General features: G+C 62.4%; 18 protein-coding genes and 1 pseudogene. 11 read left to right on the forward strand and 8 right to left on the reverse strand.

The window, feature by feature from the left end:
- Nucleotides 1-678 precede the first annotated feature (678 nt).
- The 3 genes from AC5LXK_RS32870 (at nucleotide 679) to AC5LXK_RS32880 (ending at nucleotide 3484) form a co-directional block, all read left to right on the forward strand.
- Nucleotides 679-1662, forward strand: coding sequence for a DUF1852 domain-containing protein (locus AC5LXK_RS32870; protein ID WP_493394791.1), 984 nt, complete (start codon nucleotides 679-681; stop codon nucleotides 1660-1662).
- Between the two features lie 26 nt (nucleotides 1663-1688).
- The gene (locus tag AC5LXK_RS32875; protein WP_493394792.1) at nucleotides 1689-2717 is read left to right on the forward strand and encodes a methionine synthase; all 1029 of its coding nucleotides are present in this window, start codon (nucleotides 1689-1691) and stop codon (nucleotides 2715-2717) included.
- A 176-nt stretch (nucleotides 2718-2893) separates the two neighbouring features.
- A complete protein-coding gene (locus AC5LXK_RS32880) occupies nucleotides 2894-3484 on the forward strand; it encodes a flavin reductase family protein (RefSeq protein ID WP_493394793.1) in 591 nt (196 codons plus the stop codon).
- Between the two features lie 243 nt (nucleotides 3485-3727).
- Here AC5LXK_RS32880 and AC5LXK_RS32885 read toward each other — a convergent pair.
- The 6 genes and pseudogenes from AC5LXK_RS32885 to AC5LXK_RS32910 form a co-directional block, all read right to left on the reverse strand.
- A pseudogene (locus AC5LXK_RS32885) lies at nucleotides 3728-3868 on the reverse strand (glycine zipper domain-containing protein); the annotation flags it as partial.
- A gap of 192 nt (nucleotides 3869-4060) precedes the next feature.
- Complete coding sequence (locus AC5LXK_RS32890) at nucleotides 4061-4426, reverse strand: hypothetical protein (RefSeq protein WP_493394794.1); 366 nt, start codon at nucleotides 4424-4426, stop codon at nucleotides 4061-4063.
- Nucleotides 4423-5370: an alpha/beta hydrolase gene (locus AC5LXK_RS32895; protein WP_493394795.1), complete on the reverse strand. Its 948-nt coding sequence runs from the start codon at nucleotides 5368-5370 to the stop codon at nucleotides 4423-4425. Before AC5LXK_RS32895 ends, AC5LXK_RS32890 begins: the two co-directional genes overlap by 4 nt.
- A gap of 97 nt (nucleotides 5371-5467) precedes the next feature.
- A complete protein-coding gene (locus AC5LXK_RS32900; protein WP_493394796.1) occupies nucleotides 5468-6295 on the reverse strand; it encodes a DUF7822 domain-containing protein in 828 nt (275 codons plus the stop codon).
- A gap of 140 nt (nucleotides 6296-6435) precedes the next feature.
- Nucleotides 6436-7095 (reverse strand): hypothetical protein, encoded by a 660-nt coding sequence (locus AC5LXK_RS32905; protein WP_493394797.1) that lies wholly within the window; start codon nucleotides 7093-7095, stop codon nucleotides 6436-6438.
- Between the two features lie 117 nt (nucleotides 7096-7212).
- Complete coding sequence (locus AC5LXK_RS32910; protein WP_493394798.1) at nucleotides 7213-8097, reverse strand: LysR substrate-binding domain-containing protein; 885 nt, start codon at nucleotides 8095-8097, stop codon at nucleotides 7213-7215.
- A gap of 166 nt (nucleotides 8098-8263) precedes the next feature.
- Between AC5LXK_RS32910 and AC5LXK_RS32915 the strand changes: the two genes are divergently transcribed.
- From AC5LXK_RS32915 to AC5LXK_RS32935, 5 genes are all read left to right on the forward strand, one after another.
- Nucleotides 8264-8800, forward strand: coding sequence for a sugar ABC transporter (locus AC5LXK_RS32915; RefSeq protein ID WP_493394799.1), 537 nt, complete (start codon nucleotides 8264-8266; stop codon nucleotides 8798-8800).
- Nucleotides 8788-9114 (forward strand): hypothetical protein, encoded by a 327-nt coding sequence (locus AC5LXK_RS32920; RefSeq protein ID WP_493394800.1) that lies wholly within the window; start codon nucleotides 8788-8790, stop codon nucleotides 9112-9114. Before AC5LXK_RS32915 ends, AC5LXK_RS32920 begins: the two co-directional genes overlap by 13 nt.
- Nucleotides 9115-9132: 18 nt before the next feature.
- Nucleotides 9133-9978, forward strand: coding sequence for an MBL fold metallo-hydrolase (locus AC5LXK_RS32925; RefSeq protein ID WP_493394801.1), 846 nt, complete (start codon nucleotides 9133-9135; stop codon nucleotides 9976-9978).
- 75 nt (nucleotides 9979-10053) lie between these two features.
- Nucleotides 10054-10464 carry a VOC family protein gene (locus tag AC5LXK_RS32930; protein ID WP_493394802.1) on the forward strand — a complete coding sequence of 137 codons (411 nt, stop codon included), beginning with the start codon at nucleotides 10054-10056 and terminating at the stop codon, nucleotides 10462-10464.
- Between the two features lie 192 nt (nucleotides 10465-10656).
- Nucleotides 10657-12222: a methyl-accepting chemotaxis protein gene (locus AC5LXK_RS32935; protein ID WP_493394803.1), complete on the forward strand. Its 1566-nt coding sequence runs from the start codon at nucleotides 10657-10659 to the stop codon at nucleotides 12220-12222.
- A 49-nt stretch (nucleotides 12223-12271) separates the two neighbouring features.
- Here AC5LXK_RS32935 and AC5LXK_RS32940 read toward each other — a convergent pair whose 3' ends face one another.
- Nucleotides 12272-12679 (reverse strand): DUF3224 domain-containing protein, encoded by a 408-nt coding sequence (locus AC5LXK_RS32940; RefSeq protein WP_493394804.1) that lies wholly within the window; start codon nucleotides 12677-12679, stop codon nucleotides 12272-12274.
- A gap of 147 nt (nucleotides 12680-12826) precedes the next feature.
- Here AC5LXK_RS32940 and AC5LXK_RS32945 point away from each other — a divergent pair, with 147 nt between their 5' ends.
- Complete coding sequence (locus AC5LXK_RS32945; protein ID WP_493394805.1) at nucleotides 12827-13471, forward strand: HD domain-containing protein; 645 nt, start codon at nucleotides 12827-12829, stop codon at nucleotides 13469-13471.
- A 63-nt stretch (nucleotides 13472-13534) separates the two neighbouring features.
- Here the strand turns inward: AC5LXK_RS32945 and AC5LXK_RS32950 are convergent, their stop codons facing one another.
- Nucleotides 13535-14515: a helix-turn-helix transcriptional regulator gene (locus AC5LXK_RS32950; protein WP_493394806.1), complete on the reverse strand. Its 981-nt coding sequence runs from the start codon at nucleotides 14513-14515 to the stop codon at nucleotides 13535-13537.
- A gap of 98 nt (nucleotides 14516-14613) precedes the next feature.
- On the opposite strand from AC5LXK_RS32950, the gene AC5LXK_RS32955 reads away from it, so the two are divergent.
- Complete coding sequence (locus AC5LXK_RS32955) at nucleotides 14614-15276, forward strand: glutathione S-transferase family protein (protein ID WP_493394807.1); 663 nt, start codon at nucleotides 14614-14616, stop codon at nucleotides 15274-15276.
- Between the two features lie 117 nt (nucleotides 15277-15393).
- Entirely contained in the window at nucleotides 15394-15843 is a 450-nt protein-coding gene (locus AC5LXK_RS32960; RefSeq protein ID WP_493394808.1) for a MerR family transcriptional regulator, read from the forward strand.
- Nucleotides 15844-15953 lie beyond the last annotated feature (110 nt).

Below are 15953 nucleotides of genomic sequence, written 5' to 3' on the forward strand. Positions count from 1 at the left end.
TTCCGGCACGCGCTGCGTACCGTCCGACGCATGTCCCGGATCGTCATGGCGCAGGCCCCTGGATTCCGCTAAAGCATCGGAATCGGAAGCGGCCCGGAACCAGCGTGCGCCGCTTATCTGCCGCGATTCAGCACAAGACTGAACCGGCTTCCAGTCATTCCCTTCGTCGTTCTTTACCCGCGCGGTGAAGGGCGTCTTTTTCACGCACGCGTCATTTAAAGGTTCGCTGCCGGACTCGATCCGAAGCAGGCGAACCTTCGTGTCACGCACGGCATTCGCCAGGTGCGCTCCATGACATCGCCATCAGGCCTTCTGTCTGGCTGAGTGCCGAGGCGGTCAAACCTCGCAAGCAAAAACCCCCGAAACAGATGTCCCGGACTCGAGAGCGTTGGGACACGAGGCGTCGTATGACCGGGGCGCAACCTGCTCGGGCAGCGAACGTGCGAACGGCGAGGGCAAGTCTCGCCAGCAAGCCAGCATGCCTGTCACACCATGAGCATGGCTAATGGGTCGATGAGATAAATTCACTTTTTTTCATGGATGGCCCGACATAAAATTTGCCCTGAATACCGATGTCGTAAAGATTTCTGAGGAAAAATCAGAAAATAAGATCGGAAGACATTGAAAAATCAAGGATGAATTCGGGTTTTATCTCGGAAATCAGGGCGCCAGATCAAAATGAGTAAAGATTTTACTTTTGCCATCAAAAGCATTTGTTTCGACGAGGACTATCGGCCGTCGGACAGTACGCGCATCACGACCAACTTTGCCAACCTGGCCAGAGGAACGAGTCGTCAGGAGAATTTGCGCAACACATTCAGGATGATCGACAATCGTTTCAATGCTTTGGCGCATTGGGATAATCCCGAGGGCGATCGCTATGCCGTCAAGCTCGAGATCATTTCCGTCGAGATGAGCATTGAGGGCGAAAGCAGCGGCACCGGGCTTCCCCTGATTGAAGTATTGAAAACGAATATTCTCGATCGAAAAACCGGTGAGCGCATCGAGGGTATCGTAGGAAATAATTTTTCCTCCTATGTGCGGGATTATGACTTCAGCGTTCTGCTGATGGAGCACACCCGGAACCAGCCCGAATTCAGCGCGCCGGAGAACTTTGGGGATCTGCACGGGAAACTGTTCAAATGCTTTGTGAATTCAGACGCCTACAAGGCCAATTTCAAAAAGCAGCCCGTGATCTGCCTGAGCGTTTCGAGTAGCAAGACTTATCGTCGGACTGCCAATCAGCATCCGGTGCTGGGCATCGAGTACCAGCAGGACGAATACTCGCTGACCGACGAGTACTTCAGAAAAATGGGGTTGAAGGTTCGTTATTTCATGCCTCCGAATAGTGTTGCGCCTCTGGCTTTTTATTTTTCCGGCGATTTGCTTGGCGATTACAGCGATCTCGAGCTTATCGGTACCATCAGCACGATGGATACGTTCCAGAAAATTTACCGTCCCGAGATTTACAACGCGAATTCCGCGGCAGGGAAATCCTATCAGCCAAGTTTGAAGCACCAGGATTTTTCATTAACTCGAATTGTTTACGATCGAGAAGAACGCAGCCGGCTGGCTATCGAGCAGGGAAGGTTTGTCGAGGAACACTTCATCAAACCGTACCAGGCTGTTCTTGAGCAGTGGTCCGCCAGCTACGCTCTTTGACTAATCAAAAACACCAGGCATCTATTGTGAAGAAACTGTTACCTACGTCGACCGCCGGCAGCTTGCCCAAGCCCTCCTGGCTCGCACAACCCGAGACACTCTGGTCGCCCTGGAAATTGCAGGACGAGGGGTTGATCGAAGGCAAACAGGATGCTTTGCGTTTGTCTTTGCAAGAGCAGCAGCACGCCGGCATCGATATCGTCAGCGACGGCGAGCAAACGCGTCAGCATTTTGTCACGACGTTCATCGAGCACCTCAGCGGCGTCGATTTCGAGAACCGCAAGACCGTCAGAATTCGCGACCGCTATGATGCAAGCGTGCCGACGGTCGTGGGTGCCGTTGCGCGCCAAAAGCCGGTTTTTGTCGACGACGCGAAATTTCTGCGCCAGCAAACCACGCAACCCATCAAATGGGCCCTGCCTGGCCCGATGACCATGATCGATACGCTTTATGACGATCATTACAAGAGTCGCGAAAAACTGGCCTGGGAGTTCGCAAAGATCCTGAATCAGGAAGCCAGGGAACTGGAGGCCGCCGGCGTCGATATCATTCAATTCGACGAGCCCGCATTCAATGTTTTCTTCGACGAGGTGAACGATTGGGGAGTGGCGACCCTGGAAAGGGCAATTGAAGGCCTCAAGTGCGAAACCGCCGTGCATATTTGCTATGGCTACGGCATCAAGGCCAATACGGATTGGAAGAAGACGCTGGGGTCGGAGTGGCGGCAGTACGAAGAAGCCTTCCCCAAGCTGCAAAAATCCAGTATCGGTATGGTTTCGCTGGAATGCCACAACTCCCATGTTCCGATGGATCTGATCGAGCTCATTCGAGGCAAGAAGGTGATGGTGGGGGCCATTGACGTGGCAACCGATACTGTCGAGACGCCCGAGGAAGTCGCCAACACCTTGCGAAAGGCACTTCAGTTCGTGGATGCCGACAAGCTCTATCCGTGCACCAACTGCGGCATGGCTCCGTTGTCCCGCGGCGTAGCGAGGGGCAAGCTGAGCGCTTTGAGCGCAGGCGCGGAAATCGTTCGCAGAGAACTCTCGAACTAGTTCCGGGTTGAAGTCGGAACGGGTGCTCGGGGAATTGAAGGGGGTACGGGTCAGGGGATGTCTCAAAAAGGCTCCCGGCTGCAGGAACGCACCGCCCGGATTCCTCGAGCGCATAGATGGAGCAACGACCGTTGTCGACTCCGGTCCAGCCGACATGCGCAAGCAGGCCGCAGACGTTGTTCCTGATCGAAACGGATCAGGTGGCGTTCAGCGCTTCCTCGACACTTTCGGGCCGCCCCCGGCATTCAGCATCTACCATGTCATTTCCCAGCACGGCCATCGAACCATTGAGCTTCCGCGAAGCGCTCGGGCATTACGCATCCGGTATCACGGTGATTACGTCGCACATCGATGACGAGCCGGTCGGCTTCACTTGCCAGTCGTTCTATAGCGTGTCGATGAACCCTCCGCTGGTGTCGTTCAGCGTCATGTCCGGTTCGGCCAGCTATCCGAAAATTCGTCAGGCGGGTCGCTTCGCAGTCAATATCCTGTCAGGCGAACAAGCCGGGATTTCGAACCAATTCGCGCGACGAGGCGCGGACAAGTGGCACGGAGTCGAATGGCAGGAATCGCCGCTGGGTAATCCGGTCATTGCCGGCAGCCTGCACTGGCTTGATTGCGAAATCTACGCCGAACACGCCGCAGGTGATCATCTGATCGTGATTGGCGAAGTGAAGGCGTTGAACCTGCAGGAATCCGCTGCAACGCAGCCGTTGCTGTATTTCAAAGGGCAATACTGCAATCTTGCCGCACATGGCACGGTTTGAGCGCTGACCTTCGCTGTGCGCTCGTGCAAGCCATTCGATTGAGAGCCCGAGCGTCGCGATCGGCAACAGGAAACCGATCAACAGGCGCGCGCCATTGGGCCGGTTGGTTCGCGGTATGTGCGCTGTTCGGGTCGGGGCTTCCGCACATCCGCCCCTTTGCCCCTTTGCCCCGAAAAAACGGTTCACCGCAGATCGACCGACTACTGCCAACGGACATCGAACCGTTGCGTGATCAGTTCGCGGCTACCGACGCAACTTGTTTGCGGAGACGCCGATGGCACAGCCTATCGCAGCGCCCAAACTCAACCACAGCCCCATGTTTCTGGTTGCTGCTCCAACCGCGGCGCCGATGGCGACGCCAATTGCGAGCCACTTTCCCATTCTTTTCGCTCGTGTGTGTTGACTGAACCGACAACATTAACATGAGGTCGCCGGTGCTACGAAGTGACGGGCGGCATATCGAATTCGAGACCCGTCTCGCGATCTCGCGCTTCGTCCCGTTGCTGGCAATCGAGCGGCTATACGCGAACGTCCACACGGGAGGTCGTGACGTGAGCTTGCCTTGATGCCTTTGCGTCACGCGAACTGACTGAAGTCGACATCTTCCTTCACGAACTTCCCCGTCAACAGAAGTGCTCGTTCGACGTCGGCGACGATGGCCCGGTTGTTGGCTGACGCAGTCACGAACAATCCCCAGACATCGTCGTCGATTTCATATTGCCCGCGCGCATACGTCCAGTAGCTGAAATAGCGATCCTCAGGCAGCGCGAGTGGCGGGGCATCGAGGCCGTCCGGATGCGGCATCCGCACGGAATGCAGCGCATTTTTGAGGATCGCCGCGACGTCGGGAAAGTCGGCTGCACGATGATCTTCGAATATCTCGACCAGCAGATCGGTGCCGTGATACACCGGCCGAACCCGGAATCGAATCAGGTTTGTCATGGTGCGCTGTTCCGTTTCGGAACGGGATGGCCGGCATGCGCACTTGCCGCCGCTTCATGAACGAACGCCGCAATGGCTTCCACCACACCGTCCGCCAGCGGAAGATCCGGGTTCGTGTAAGCGGCCAGGTTTTCGTCCCGATCCTCCGTATGGACAGCCTTGAGCGCATGATTGGCGTTCTCGACAACCGCCAGCCGGGCGCGTGGATTGGCCTCCTTCAGGCGTTGCGCATCCTGCAGGCCAACCTGAATATCCCGCGTGCCTTGCACGATCAACGCCGGTTTCGTGCAGCCCGCCAGGAGCGCGGCCGGGTCGACGGTCAATTCGCTCATCAGAAAACGCTGAACCTGCGGCGCGAAAAGCGGCATCAGTGCTGGATCGATCCCGTCCGCGTCTACCGTCTTTCCCGCATCGAGGGAATCGAGTATCGACATCGCGTTGCCCAGGATCGGCGCATTCGCGGGGTTCGACTGCAGTTGCTCCCTCAATACTTGCCCGAGCGGCCGTCCTGCCGCAGACACCAGAATCAGGCCGCACATGTCGGCGGTTTGCCGCGCAGCGGACAACGCGACCAATCCTCCCTCGCTGTGCCCCAGCACCCATACACAGGAAGCACCGGTCTTCGTCCGGATCGTCGTCACCCACGAATGAACGTCCGCCGCATAGTCGTCGATCGTGACGTCGTTCGCATCCGGTATCGCCGACGCGCTGCCGTACATGCCGCGCTTGTCGATTCGAACCGATGCGATGCCGTGATTCAACAACCCCTCGGCAAGCAGCCGAAACGTGGAAGCCCGGACGCCGTATGGATTGTTGCCATTCCTGTCGGTCGGGCCCGATCCCGGCACGATCAGCACCACGGGAGCGCCGCCTGCCGCGGGAGACAACAGCGTGCCCCTCAGGGGGCCGGCCGGCCCTGGTGCTTCGATGTCTGCCTGCATCATGTGTAAAGGGATTTCCTGAATGAAGGGGGATAGCCATTGCGATACAGGAGTGCGTCGCAATCTCCACGATGCAGCAACTTGCCTGCTGCCGCCGGCATCAATCCGGTTGTTTCCGGCTGGCCTCGAATTGCTCCCGGTTGAACAGCGTGAAGTACAACTCGTCGTTCCATTCGAGCCCCAGCGGGTATTCCGTCGCACGCGTACGCGTGCTGTCGCAGTGATCGTCGAAGCGTAACCCGAAAAAGGCGTCGAGCGGCGCGGCCTGCCGTTCTACCGCGGCGCGTTGCAGGACGCGCGCGGCTTCTGTGGCGTCATCGGGCAGCGCGTCGAACGCGGCACCCACGCGGCGGCAACGGTCGATTTCCGCTTCGACGAGCTTACGCAACGCATCGGCATCGCTCTCGGACATCAGATCGAGTTCGATGGTTTCGAGCAGCAGGTACCGGTCGCGATGCTGTTCAAGAAACGCGAGGGTGTCGTCGAGCCATGCCGGTAAATGGTCGATGGCGACGGGCGTGGCCGCCGGTCCGGATTCCGGCGCAGGTTTCGGCGCCGGCGGAGCGGGCGTCAGGCCGACCCAGCGCCGCATCCGGTCCACGAACGTCGACCCAGGGGCTTCCGCCGCCGGTGCGGCAGGGATGTGCGCCTCCTGCGGCGCAAGCAGAACCATGAGGATTGCTACGAAATGCTTTGTCCGTTCGAATCCGGGTTCGAACGCACTGCTGATCGCATGCAGCGGCATGGTCGTGCCGTCCAGCCCGTCCGAGATGAGCGATGCGCACAGCTGCGGGTCGCCCGACATGAGCAGCCGGTACATGAAAGGCACGTCATACGCCCATTCGGACAGCCCGGAGATCGTTTCCGGGCGGTCCTCGTACGACGTCGGCCGGTTGCCGAGGCTGTAGAGATAGGATCGGTTGGCCATGCGGACTCCCAGGTCGATGAGGCGGTGTGCTGATACGGCGATGCGATGACTGCAGCAAGCGACTCGACCTCGTGTTCCGGTAGCCACGCGGCCGGATATCCGGCGTACGTCGGCGATCGCGGCGCATCGGGCGGATTGCGTCAGCGGCCGTCCAGGGCCAATTGCGGATAGCCGATCTCGGCGAGATCGTCGCCGAGGGAATCGAAATCGAGTTCGGGATTGAGCCGTCGGACGAGCGCGGCGGTAAGCGGTTCGTGACGGTACACCGCCGCAACGTCGCGCGGATCGATGTCGCACTCGTAATAGTCGGCGGCGAATTCGACGTATTGCCCGGGGCGTCCCGCCAGTATGCCGAGCAGGCGGCCAGAGCCGTCGGGATCTTCCGTCGAGGAAGATTCGGTCGGCCCGCAGGACCAGCCTGCGTCATGGGCAAGGCGCCAGATGCAGAAGGTGCTGTCGTGGGGGGTGAACGCCGGTTCTTGCAACAGGTTCGCGTGGAACGGTTCGGGCAGGCTGCCGAAGACGGCGGGCGAAGGCTTTCCGGGCCGGTACGTCGGGGCCTCGCGCATCACGCCATGAAGCGCGGCGCCGGCGGCGGAGAAGATCGCGAACCAGTGATCCCCGGATCCGTCGCGCATCGACGCCATTTGCTCGCCGTCTGCCCATGCCCGATTGAACGAGTAATACCGGTATTCCCATTCCGGCGAGATCACGGCGTCGAGGATCGCAAGCGATTGCGTCAGGCGCATCAGGCCGGGAATATCGGGAAGCGCGGTCAGATTCCTTGTCGAGACGTTCATGTTTTGACCCGTTGGTCCTCTCGTCCAATGCCTTCACCGGATGCTTTCGGACGGATTGTCGGCGATCGGGCGCTGGAAGTCGAATGACGGCACGAGGCGAACTGCTGTTCGATCCATCTACGCTCGTACTTCGCCGAGCACCCATTCCGCGAATGCCCGCACCGGCCCGGTGCTCAATTCGATCGGCTCGGGAAGCACGAGGCAGAAGTTCTTGGTCACCGCTTTGCCGTCGGGCCAGGGCGTGACCAGGCGGCCTTGTTCAAGCTCCGTTCCGATGTAAAGGCGCGGCACCAATGCTACGCCCAGGCCGGCCAGCGCCGCCTCGATCAGCATCGAATGGAGATCGTACCGCGGGCCGACGGCCGAATTGGTCAGCACGATGCCGGTTTCCTGCGCATAGATCTGCCACGCGTCCGGATTCTGCCGCCGGTGCAGGCGCGGCAGGCCATCCAGCGACGGGTTTGCGCCCACGCCGGCGAGGAGCGCCGGACTGCAGACGGGCACCAGCACTTCCTCCAGCAGGCGATGCGGATGCATGCCGGCCCATGCCGGATGCTCGAAATGAATGGCCGCGTCGAAACCGCTGCCGGCGAGGAGGAAGGGTTCCATCCGTTCGGCGATATGCACGGTGATGTTCGGGTGCCGCTCCTGAAAGCGCTTCAGACGGGGAATCAGCCAGCGGGTGGCGAAGGTCGGGATCGCGGCGATGTCGATGCTCGCCCCCTCGACGGGCTGCCCCATCAGATACAGGCTGTCCCGTTCCAGCCGATCCAGAATCTCGCGCACCTGCGCCGCATAGCGCGTGCCGTTGGGCGCAAGCCGTACCCGGTTCCCGACCCGCTCGAACAGCGTCACGCCCAGAAATGCCTCGAGCCGCCCGATCTGGCGACTGACGGCGCCCTCGGTGCGCGCCAGCTCGTCGGCGGCGCGCGCGAAGCTGCCGTGTCGGGCGGCCGCCTCGAAGGCCAGGAGCGCGGAATTGCTCGGGATCTTGCGTCGCATCGGGTCTCGCCGGTTGGGGGCATGTGACGTCAGCTTGAGCAAATATCACTGAAGGCTGACTTTAAGTCGATATATACACGGGAAACAGCAGATTAGCATTACGTCACTGCACTGAACATCAAGTGTTCGCCGAGCAGGATGCTTACCCGTCACGAAGGACAGCCAGATGATCTACACCGTCGAATGCAGCTTCGCCGATCCCGGCAGCGAAGCCGAATGGAACGACTTCTACAGCCTCGAAAAGCTGCCGGCCCTCATCTCGGTGACGGGTTTTCACTCGTCGCAGCGTTTCAAATCGATCGGCGACGGCTGCCCCGTCTATCTGGCCATCCACACGATCGACGGTCTCGACGTGCTGACCGGGGATGAATATCGGCAGAAAGGCGGCGGCAATTTCGCGCGGTGGCAGCAGCACATCACCGACTGGCACCGCAATCTCTACAGCGATATCGGTCTTGCGCCGGCGGTCGAGGCCGACGAGCTGCTCGTGCTGAGCGCAAGCAGCCCCGATTCGCTGATCGGGATCGGGCTCAAACCGCTGGCCATGCAGGCCGTTGCGCTGGAGCAATGTCCGGCGCGCCGCTGGCTTGCCGTGCTGCCGCGGCGCGACGCCCCGCTTGTCGAGAATGGGCCGGCCGACCTTTACCTTTACGCACCGATGACGGAGCAACTGACCAGGGAGGCATCGCGATGCCAAACGTGACTTTCCATATCGACGCGGAACGCATGCCGGCTGACGAGCCGCTCGTCGGGCTTTCCGGCGACTGCGTCGGCCTCTGTACGGACATTCTTCGGGCAGAACGCAGAAACGTCCACATCGTCTATGTGAGCGTCCGGCACGGATACGGACATCCCGTTTTCGTGGAAGTCCAGTACCGTGCGGAGTCGTTTCGTCCGCCCGCGGTCATGAACGCGTTCATGGAAGCGCTGGATCACGCGATCGTCCGCCGCACGGGCCTGACGGCGCGCATCCGTTGCTTCGGTCACGCCGCACCGAACGTTCACGCCCGAAACTAGCCGGTCAGGAGAAGAGCCGTGTCCACCGTTACCTTTCCCGGCCAGCAGGTCGGCGATTTCACGATCACCGCGATCAGCGATGGCTACCTCGCGGCCAGCCTCGATTTCCTGTCGAATATCGACGCGTCCGAGGCGTCGAGGATGCAGCACGATGCGGGGCAGGACGAGCCCTCTGCAGTGCATATCAACTGCTACGTGGTGCGCGGCAAGGGCCGCACCGTTCTCGTCGACGCCGGGGCTGGCGGCATCAAGCAGTGGGGCGGCCGCCTGCAGGACAATTTACGGCTTGCCGGCATCGAACCTGCCGATATCGACACCGTCCTGCTCACGCATGCGCATCCCGATCATGTCGGCGGGCTGGTGAATGCCGCCGGGCAGGTGGCGTTTCCGAATGCGGAGCTGGTTGCGCATCGGCGGGAGGTCGAATTCTGGCGGGACGACGGCAATCTGAGCCGCGCGAGCGAGCGGGCCCGCGGCAATTTCATGATTGCGCGTCAGGCATTCGACGGCTATCGCGACGTGCTCCGGACTTTCGACGAAGGAGAAGTGCTGCCGGGGATCCGCGCCATGGCGTTACCGGGGCACACCGACGGGCACACCGGGTATGTCGTCGAATCGGGCGGTCAGGGGCTGCTCGTGTGGGGCGATATCGTTCATTTTCCGCACATCCAGATCAAGCGGCCGGACGTATCGATTGCGTTCGACCAGGATGCGTCCCGGGCCGCGACCACGCGATCGCGGCTGCTGGACCGGGTCAGCGCGGAAGGGCTGTTGATCGCCGGCATGCATCTGGGAGAGGCGGGTTTCGCGCGCATCCGGCGCACGAAGGGCGAATACGGCCTGTTTTACGAGACTGAAGCCTGACACTCGAGCGCCCCTTTTCAGGCTGCCTTCCGTGGAGGAGAATCCATTCGGAATTCTCGTCGGAGGTTGCACGTCATGGTTTCATTCCAGCCCGATGGATGGCATACCGTCACGCCCCGCATCGTCGTGCCCGATCCGGAAAACCTGATCGCCTTCATCCGGACGGTGTTTCACGCACAAGGCGAATTCCGCGTCGGCTTGCCTGCCGACATCCGGATCGGCGATTCCGTCGTGATGATCAGCGGCGGAGACGGCCTGCGCGACCCGATGCCGGCGTTTCTGTACGTGTATGTCGAGGATGCCGATTCGACCTATCGGCGGGCGATCGCGGCGCAAGCGCTGTCGCTGGAAGCGCCTGCCGACATGCCGTACGGCGACAGGCGGGCGATGGTGAAGGATGCGTGGGGCAACGTCTGGCAGATTGCCACGCACCGGCACGACCTGTCGGCCGACGAGATTCGTGCCAGGCTCGGCGACGGCGGATAGCCGCGCTGCCGCCGCCGCTTCATCTGTCGCAATCGTCAAGATTCGCGTCGCATGCAGGTAAAACCTGCCCGTTCCCCCCGCCGTTAACCCGTTCGCAGCCCCCGCGCCACGTGTTGCGACGTGGCGCGCGTCGTTCGTGATCCGGCATCCACATCCGCCGCTGGCCGTGCGTGGCCAGCCCAAGGGAACGTCATGCGAAAACAACTCACTATCCGTGGTGGACTCGTTGCGACCATCGCCGGCTATACCGTGCTGCTCGTGCTGGTGGTCGGCGCCTGCATCGCGGCCCTCTACACGGGCAACGGCTCGCTCGAGGCGATGTACCGCGACGACACCGCGTCGCTGCTGCACCTGAAAACCAGCTCCGAGCGGATGCTCGTGCTGCGCGAACGCATGAGCGATGTCGCGCAGGTCGTCAGCGCCGGCCAGTCCGCGAAGGACGAGGTTGCGCAACTCCACTCGCTCCTCAAGCAGAGCAACGACGAACTGGATGCGTACACGCGCCTGCATGCGCGCGACGCCAGCGAACAGGCGCTGTTCGACACGCTGCAGAGTCGCCGCCGTGCACTGCTCGACCGCGTGTTCCTGAAGGCGCTGTCGCAGCTGGACGGCGACGACGCATTCAACTTCCTCGACACGCAGCGCACCGCGCCGCCTGCGTTGTTCGCCGCCTACCAGGAGGCGATCGACGCGCTCGAATCGTTCCAGGTCGCGCGCCAGAAGGCACGCTACGACGCGGCCGGCGTGCAATTCCACCGGATCGTGTGGGGGATGGGGGCGGTCGCGCTGCTGGCGCTCGTCATCGGCTTCGTAGCACAGCGCGTGCTCGCGAAGGCGATCATCGAGCCGATCAATCTCGCGGTCGGCCAGTTCGAAAAAATCTCGAAGGGCGACCTGACCGGCGCTGTCGTCATCCCGGGCGAAAACGAAATGGCTTACCTGCTGAATGCGTTGAAGCGGATGCAGGACGGCCTCGTCGATACCGTGAGCCAGGTGCGCGCGAGCACCGAGACGATCGTCGGCGACGTGCGCACGATCGCGAGCGGCAACGTCGACCTGTCCACGCGTACCGAGCAGCAGGCCGTGTCGCTGCAGCAGGCAGCCGCAAGCGTCGAGCAACTGACGGCGGCCGTGCGCCAGAATGCGGACAACGCGCGCGATGCGCGGACCTACGTCGAGGGTGCGGCCGGCATCGCGTCGCGCGGCGGCGAGGCGATGCAGCGCGTCGTCGAGACGATGTCGGAGATTTCGAACAGCTCCACCCGCATCTCGGGCATCGTCGGCGTCATCGAGAGCATCGCGTTCCAGACGAACATCCTCGCGTTGAACGCGGCCGTCGAAGCCGCGCGCGCGGGCGAGCAGGGGCGCGGTTTCGCGGTCGTCGCGACGGAGGTTCGCGGGCTCGCGCAGCGCTGCGCGGCGGCGGCGAAGGAAATCCGCGAACTGATCGGCAATTCCGCGCGGCGCGTCGAGGACGGCAGCGGTCTCGTCGCGCTGGCCGGCTCGGCGATGGCCGAGCTCGTCGCCGCGGTCGAGCGCGTCAACGCAATCATGGGCGAAACCAGCCTGGCCTTCGAGGAGCAGTCGTCGGGCATCGAGCAGGTGAACGCCGCGGTGATCCAGATGGAGCAGACGATGCAGCGCAATGCCGCGCTGGTCGAGGAGGCGGCGGCCGCGGCGCTGTCGCTCGACGAGCAGGGCTCGCGGCTGAGCGCGGCGGTCGCGCAGTTTCGGTTGCGTGACGAGGCGGTCGCGTAACTCCGGGCCGCGTCACCGTTCCGGGTAAGGCGGCCGCTCCGTGAACGGCTTATTGCGCCGCGTCAGGGAGTTCATAGTCGAAGCTGTACGAGTGCCGGCCGTTGTCGATGTGGATGATGATCGAACCGGCGAGCCCCAGCAATTCTCCGGTTCCGGAATCGGGCACGACGGTGATCGACTGCTTCGGCTCCCCGCGCGTCATCGTGGAGCTGTGCTGCAGGACGAAGCTGCCCTGGCGCCCGCCGAGCGCGCCTTGCACCGTTTCCATCGCCACATAGCCCGCGGAACCCTGGACGCTGCTGCGAAACGCGAGCATCTCGCCGTGGCTGACGGCTTCCAGGTCGCCGTGAAATTGTTTGTCGAGCGACATGCGGCCGAGCCCGCTTTGCGCCGCGACGGCGCTCAGGGATTCCGGATTCAGCTTTACTTCGAACGGACCGTTGGCCTGCAGTTTCATTGCAGCTCTCCTCGTTGAATGGGCACCCTGCACTATAGGTCAACGGGGTTCTGCCGGAGGTAACGGTTTGTCCGATGCGCGGATATCGGCCCTGATCGTGTGGGGCTTGAGGGATAATCGACCTCCAGTCTTCGACCACCCCCACCCGTGACGACCTCTGCATTCGCCCCCTTTCAGGATCTGGCAACAGCCTTGCTGGCCCGCTGGCACGACGCCCATGGCGACGGTGCCCACGACACTTCGCATCTGCAGCGCGTATGGAAGAACGCGGCGGCGATCCAGGCCGTGGAAGGCGGCGATGCCGAAGTGCTCTGTGCGGCGACGCTGCTGCACGATTGTGTGCCCGTCGAGAAAAATTCCCCGCTGCGTGCGCAGGCATCGCAGCTGTCGGCGGAAAAGGCGCGCGAGCTGCTGAAGTCGCTCGACTGGCCGGACGCGAAGATCGACGCCGTCGCGCATGCGGTCGAGGCGCACAGTTTTTCGGCCTGCATCGCGCCGAAGACGCTAGAAGCCAAGGTGCTGCAGGATGCCGACCGGCTCGATGCGATCGGCATGGTGGGCGTCGCGCGCTGCTTTTATGTCGCGGGCCGGATGGGCAGCGCGCTGTACGACCCGGCCGATCCGCACGCGTCGGAACGGGCGCTCGACGACACGCGATTCGCGATCGATCACTTCCGCACGAAGCTGCTGAAGCTGGCCACCGGGTTCCAGACCGTCACCGGTACGCGCATGGCCATCATCCGTCGCGATCGGTTGCAGCGCTTTCTCGACGAGTTTTCCGACGAGATCTGAGGTTGCGGGCAGGGCTTGCATACCGTTCTTTGACCGGCGGGGATTGATGCGCCGCGTGTTGCATCAATCGTCACTTGAGCGGTAAAGCGCCTTCATCTGCGACAACTCGTCGAAGAATTGATCCCTGAGCGCCTGCGGCCCGAGGATCTTCACATGTGCGCCATATCCGAGCAGCTTGCGCGCGCCGTGCTCGATCGATTCGATCGGCATCAGGAAGGTTTTCCATCCTGGCGGCACCCCCGTGTTGCCGGCGTCCGGCGGCGCCGGTGCGGTTTTGATCCGTGCGTTGGCCAGCCAGGTTTCGCCGCGCGGCGATACGGCGACATGGGCGGTCAGCCGGTGAAGATCGGCTTCATGCCGGCTCATCGCGTCCCGCCAGTGCGTGGCCAGATCGAAGCGCACCGGGCGCCTGAAACGGCGGCGCGTCGTGTCGAGTGCGTGGATGTTCGCCAGCCGGAAGGTGAGCGCGTCGGGCTTGCCGGCCACCCTGGCAATCAGGTACCACGCGCCACCCTTGAGCACGAGACCGAGCGGCTCCAGCGTGCGACGGGACACGCCGCGCCAGCTCTGGTACTTCACGTCGATACGGTACGCGCCCCACACCGCATCGGCGACTTCGCGCAGAAATTCGGGCGTTTCCTGCGCACGGTACCAGTCGACGGTATCGACGTGCAGCCGGCTGGCGACGCGGTCGGCCTGCTCGCGCGAGCCCGGCGGCAGGCTTGCCATCATCTTCAGCCGTGCGGAGGCCGCCATGCCGTCGAGGCCCAGTTCGCTCGCCGGCCCGGGCAGGCCCGCGAGAATCAGCGCATGCGCTTCGTGCTCGGTGAGCCCCGTGAGATCGGTGCTCCAGCCGTCGCGAAGCTGAAAGCCGCCGTTGCGGCCGCGATCGCCCCAGATCGGCACGCCGGCCGTGGAGAGCTGGTCGATATCGCGCAGGATCGTACGCTCCGACACCTCCAGCGCGTCGGCGAGCGCAGGCGCGGTCATCCGGCCGCGCGCTTGCAGCAGCATCATGATCGACAACAGGCGGCTCGCTTTCATGCGCAGCACATTACCGCAAATACCTGACATCAGGTGTCATGTTTTCGGGCTTATGCTTTGCCGCATCCCGATCCGTTCCATCGAGGCGAAAGGAAACCATGAAGATCCTGTCAGGACCGCTGAGCATGTTCGGTGCAAAAGTCGAGATTGCGGCGCACGAGAAGGGCATCGATTTCGAGCTGGTGATGGTGCCGTTCAGTCAGCAGCGCGGCTACGACCCCAGGCATCCGGACGTCTTGCGCATCAACCCGAAGCGCCAGGTGCCGGTGCTGATCGACGGCGCGCTGGAGATCTTCGATTCCACGCAGATCTTCGAGTATTTCGAGGACCTGAAGCCGGCGCCCGCATTGTGGCCGGCGCATCCGGCGGCGCGCGCCGTTGCGCGTCAGCTCGAACACGGCAGCGACGAAGTCTATTTCCCGCACATCATCCGGCTGATGGGGCTTGAAGACACGCCGGACGATCCGGCGGCGCAGGCCGCGCGCGCCGCGGCGTCGCAATACTACCGGCGCATGGAGCAGGTGCTCGCGGATCGCGAATTTCTGGCCGGAACCTATTCCTTTGCCGATATCGCGTTCTACATGGCGCAGTTGTTCGGCGCGCGCAAGGGGGCGCCGATGACCGACGAGACCCCCAACCTGCTCGCGTGGCGCGAGCGGATGACGGCGCGTCCCGCCGTGCGGAAGGTAGCCGGCGCGATGGCGGCGTACCTTGCGTCGATCGGCGAAGCGGTTCCAGATTTTCTTCGCGCGCTCGACTAGCCGCGTTTGCCAGCCCGGCGCGGCACGCCTGGCGGCATCGGCCGTCCGCCCGGTTTGGCTATGCATCGACTCCAGGTTTAAAGTTGGGCTTAATGTCAATGCACTGGCGAGGCGGGTATGAGAATTGGGGAGCTCGTGAAGCTCAGCGGCCTGTCGGCATCGAGGATCCGCTTCTACGAAGCTGAAGGGCTCATCACGGCGGTCGAGCGCAGCACGAACGGCTATCGCGATTACGCGGAGGACGCGGTGTGGATGCTCGAGATCATTTCCAGCGCGCAGAGCGCGGGGTTCTCGCTCGAGCAGATCCGTCATCTGTTGCCGGTGAACGCCGGCAACTGGGAGCACGACGGCCTGGTGGCGGCGCTCGAACGGAAAGTCGCCGAGATCGAGGCGATGCAGAAGCGTCTCAAGGAAAACAAGACGCAATTGCTCGTCGCGATCGACAGTATCAAGAACCGGCCGACCGAACTGAACTGCACCGAGCGCACGCGCTGGGTGATGGACCGTCTGCGCGATCACGGCGTGGTGCCGATCCGTGGCAAGGGGCGCCGCGCCGCGGCCAAATGATCCGGCGCCGGAGCGCCTGGGCGCCGCGCAGACGAAGTCCGACATGTTCCTCTATTCGGGTGCCTTGACCTTAAAGTTGACTTAAAGCTTAGAGTGCTGCTGACGACAGT

Source organism: Burkholderia pulmonis (genome assembly GCF_984667975.1).

Coding starts and splice junctions, on each gene's coding strand:
- AC5LXK_RS32910 (WP_493394798.1), bottom strand. CDS start 8,097: ATGCGACGCAAGATCCCGAGCAATTCCGCGCTCCTGGCCTTCGAGGCG.
- AC5LXK_RS32920 (WP_493394800.1), top strand. CDS start 8,788: ATGCCAAACGTGACTTTCCATATCGACGCGGAACGCATGCCGGCTGAC.
- AC5LXK_RS32895 (WP_493394795.1), bottom strand. CDS start 5,370: ATGATGCAGGCAGACATCGAAGCACCAGGGCCGGCCGGCCCCCTGAGG.
- AC5LXK_RS32955 (WP_493394807.1), top strand. CDS start 14,614: ATGAAGATCCTGTCAGGACCGCTGAGCATGTTCGGTGCAAAAGTCGAG.
- AC5LXK_RS32900 (WP_493394796.1), bottom strand. CDS start 6,295: ATGGCCAACCGATCCTATCTCTACAGCCTCGGCAACCGGCCGACGTCG.
- AC5LXK_RS32905 (WP_493394797.1), bottom strand. CDS start 7,095: ATGAACGTCTCGACAAGGAATCTGACCGCGCTTCCCGATATTCCCGGC.
- AC5LXK_RS32930 (WP_493394802.1), top strand. CDS start 10,054: ATGGTTTCATTCCAGCCCGATGGATGGCATACCGTCACGCCCCGCATC.
- AC5LXK_RS32915 (WP_493394799.1), top strand. CDS start 8,264: ATGATCTACACCGTCGAATGCAGCTTCGCCGATCCCGGCAGCGAAGCC.
- AC5LXK_RS32870 (WP_493394791.1), top strand. CDS start 679: ATGAGTAAAGATTTTACTTTTGCCATCAAAAGCATTTGTTTCGACGAG.
- AC5LXK_RS32940 (WP_493394804.1), bottom strand. CDS start 12,679: ATGAAACTGCAGGCCAACGGTCCGTTCGAAGTAAAGCTGAATCCGGAA.
- AC5LXK_RS32935 (WP_493394803.1), top strand. CDS start 10,657: ATGCGAAAACAACTCACTATCCGTGGTGGACTCGTTGCGACCATCGCC.
- AC5LXK_RS32960 (WP_493394808.1), top strand. CDS start 15,394: ATGAGAATTGGGGAGCTCGTGAAGCTCAGCGGCCTGTCGGCATCGAGG.
- AC5LXK_RS32950 (WP_493394806.1), bottom strand. CDS start 14,515: ATGAAAGCGAGCCGCCTGTTGTCGATCATGATGCTGCTGCAAGCGCGC.
- AC5LXK_RS32890 (WP_493394794.1), bottom strand. CDS start 4,426: ATGACAAACCTGATTCGATTCCGGGTTCGGCCGGTGTATCACGGCACC.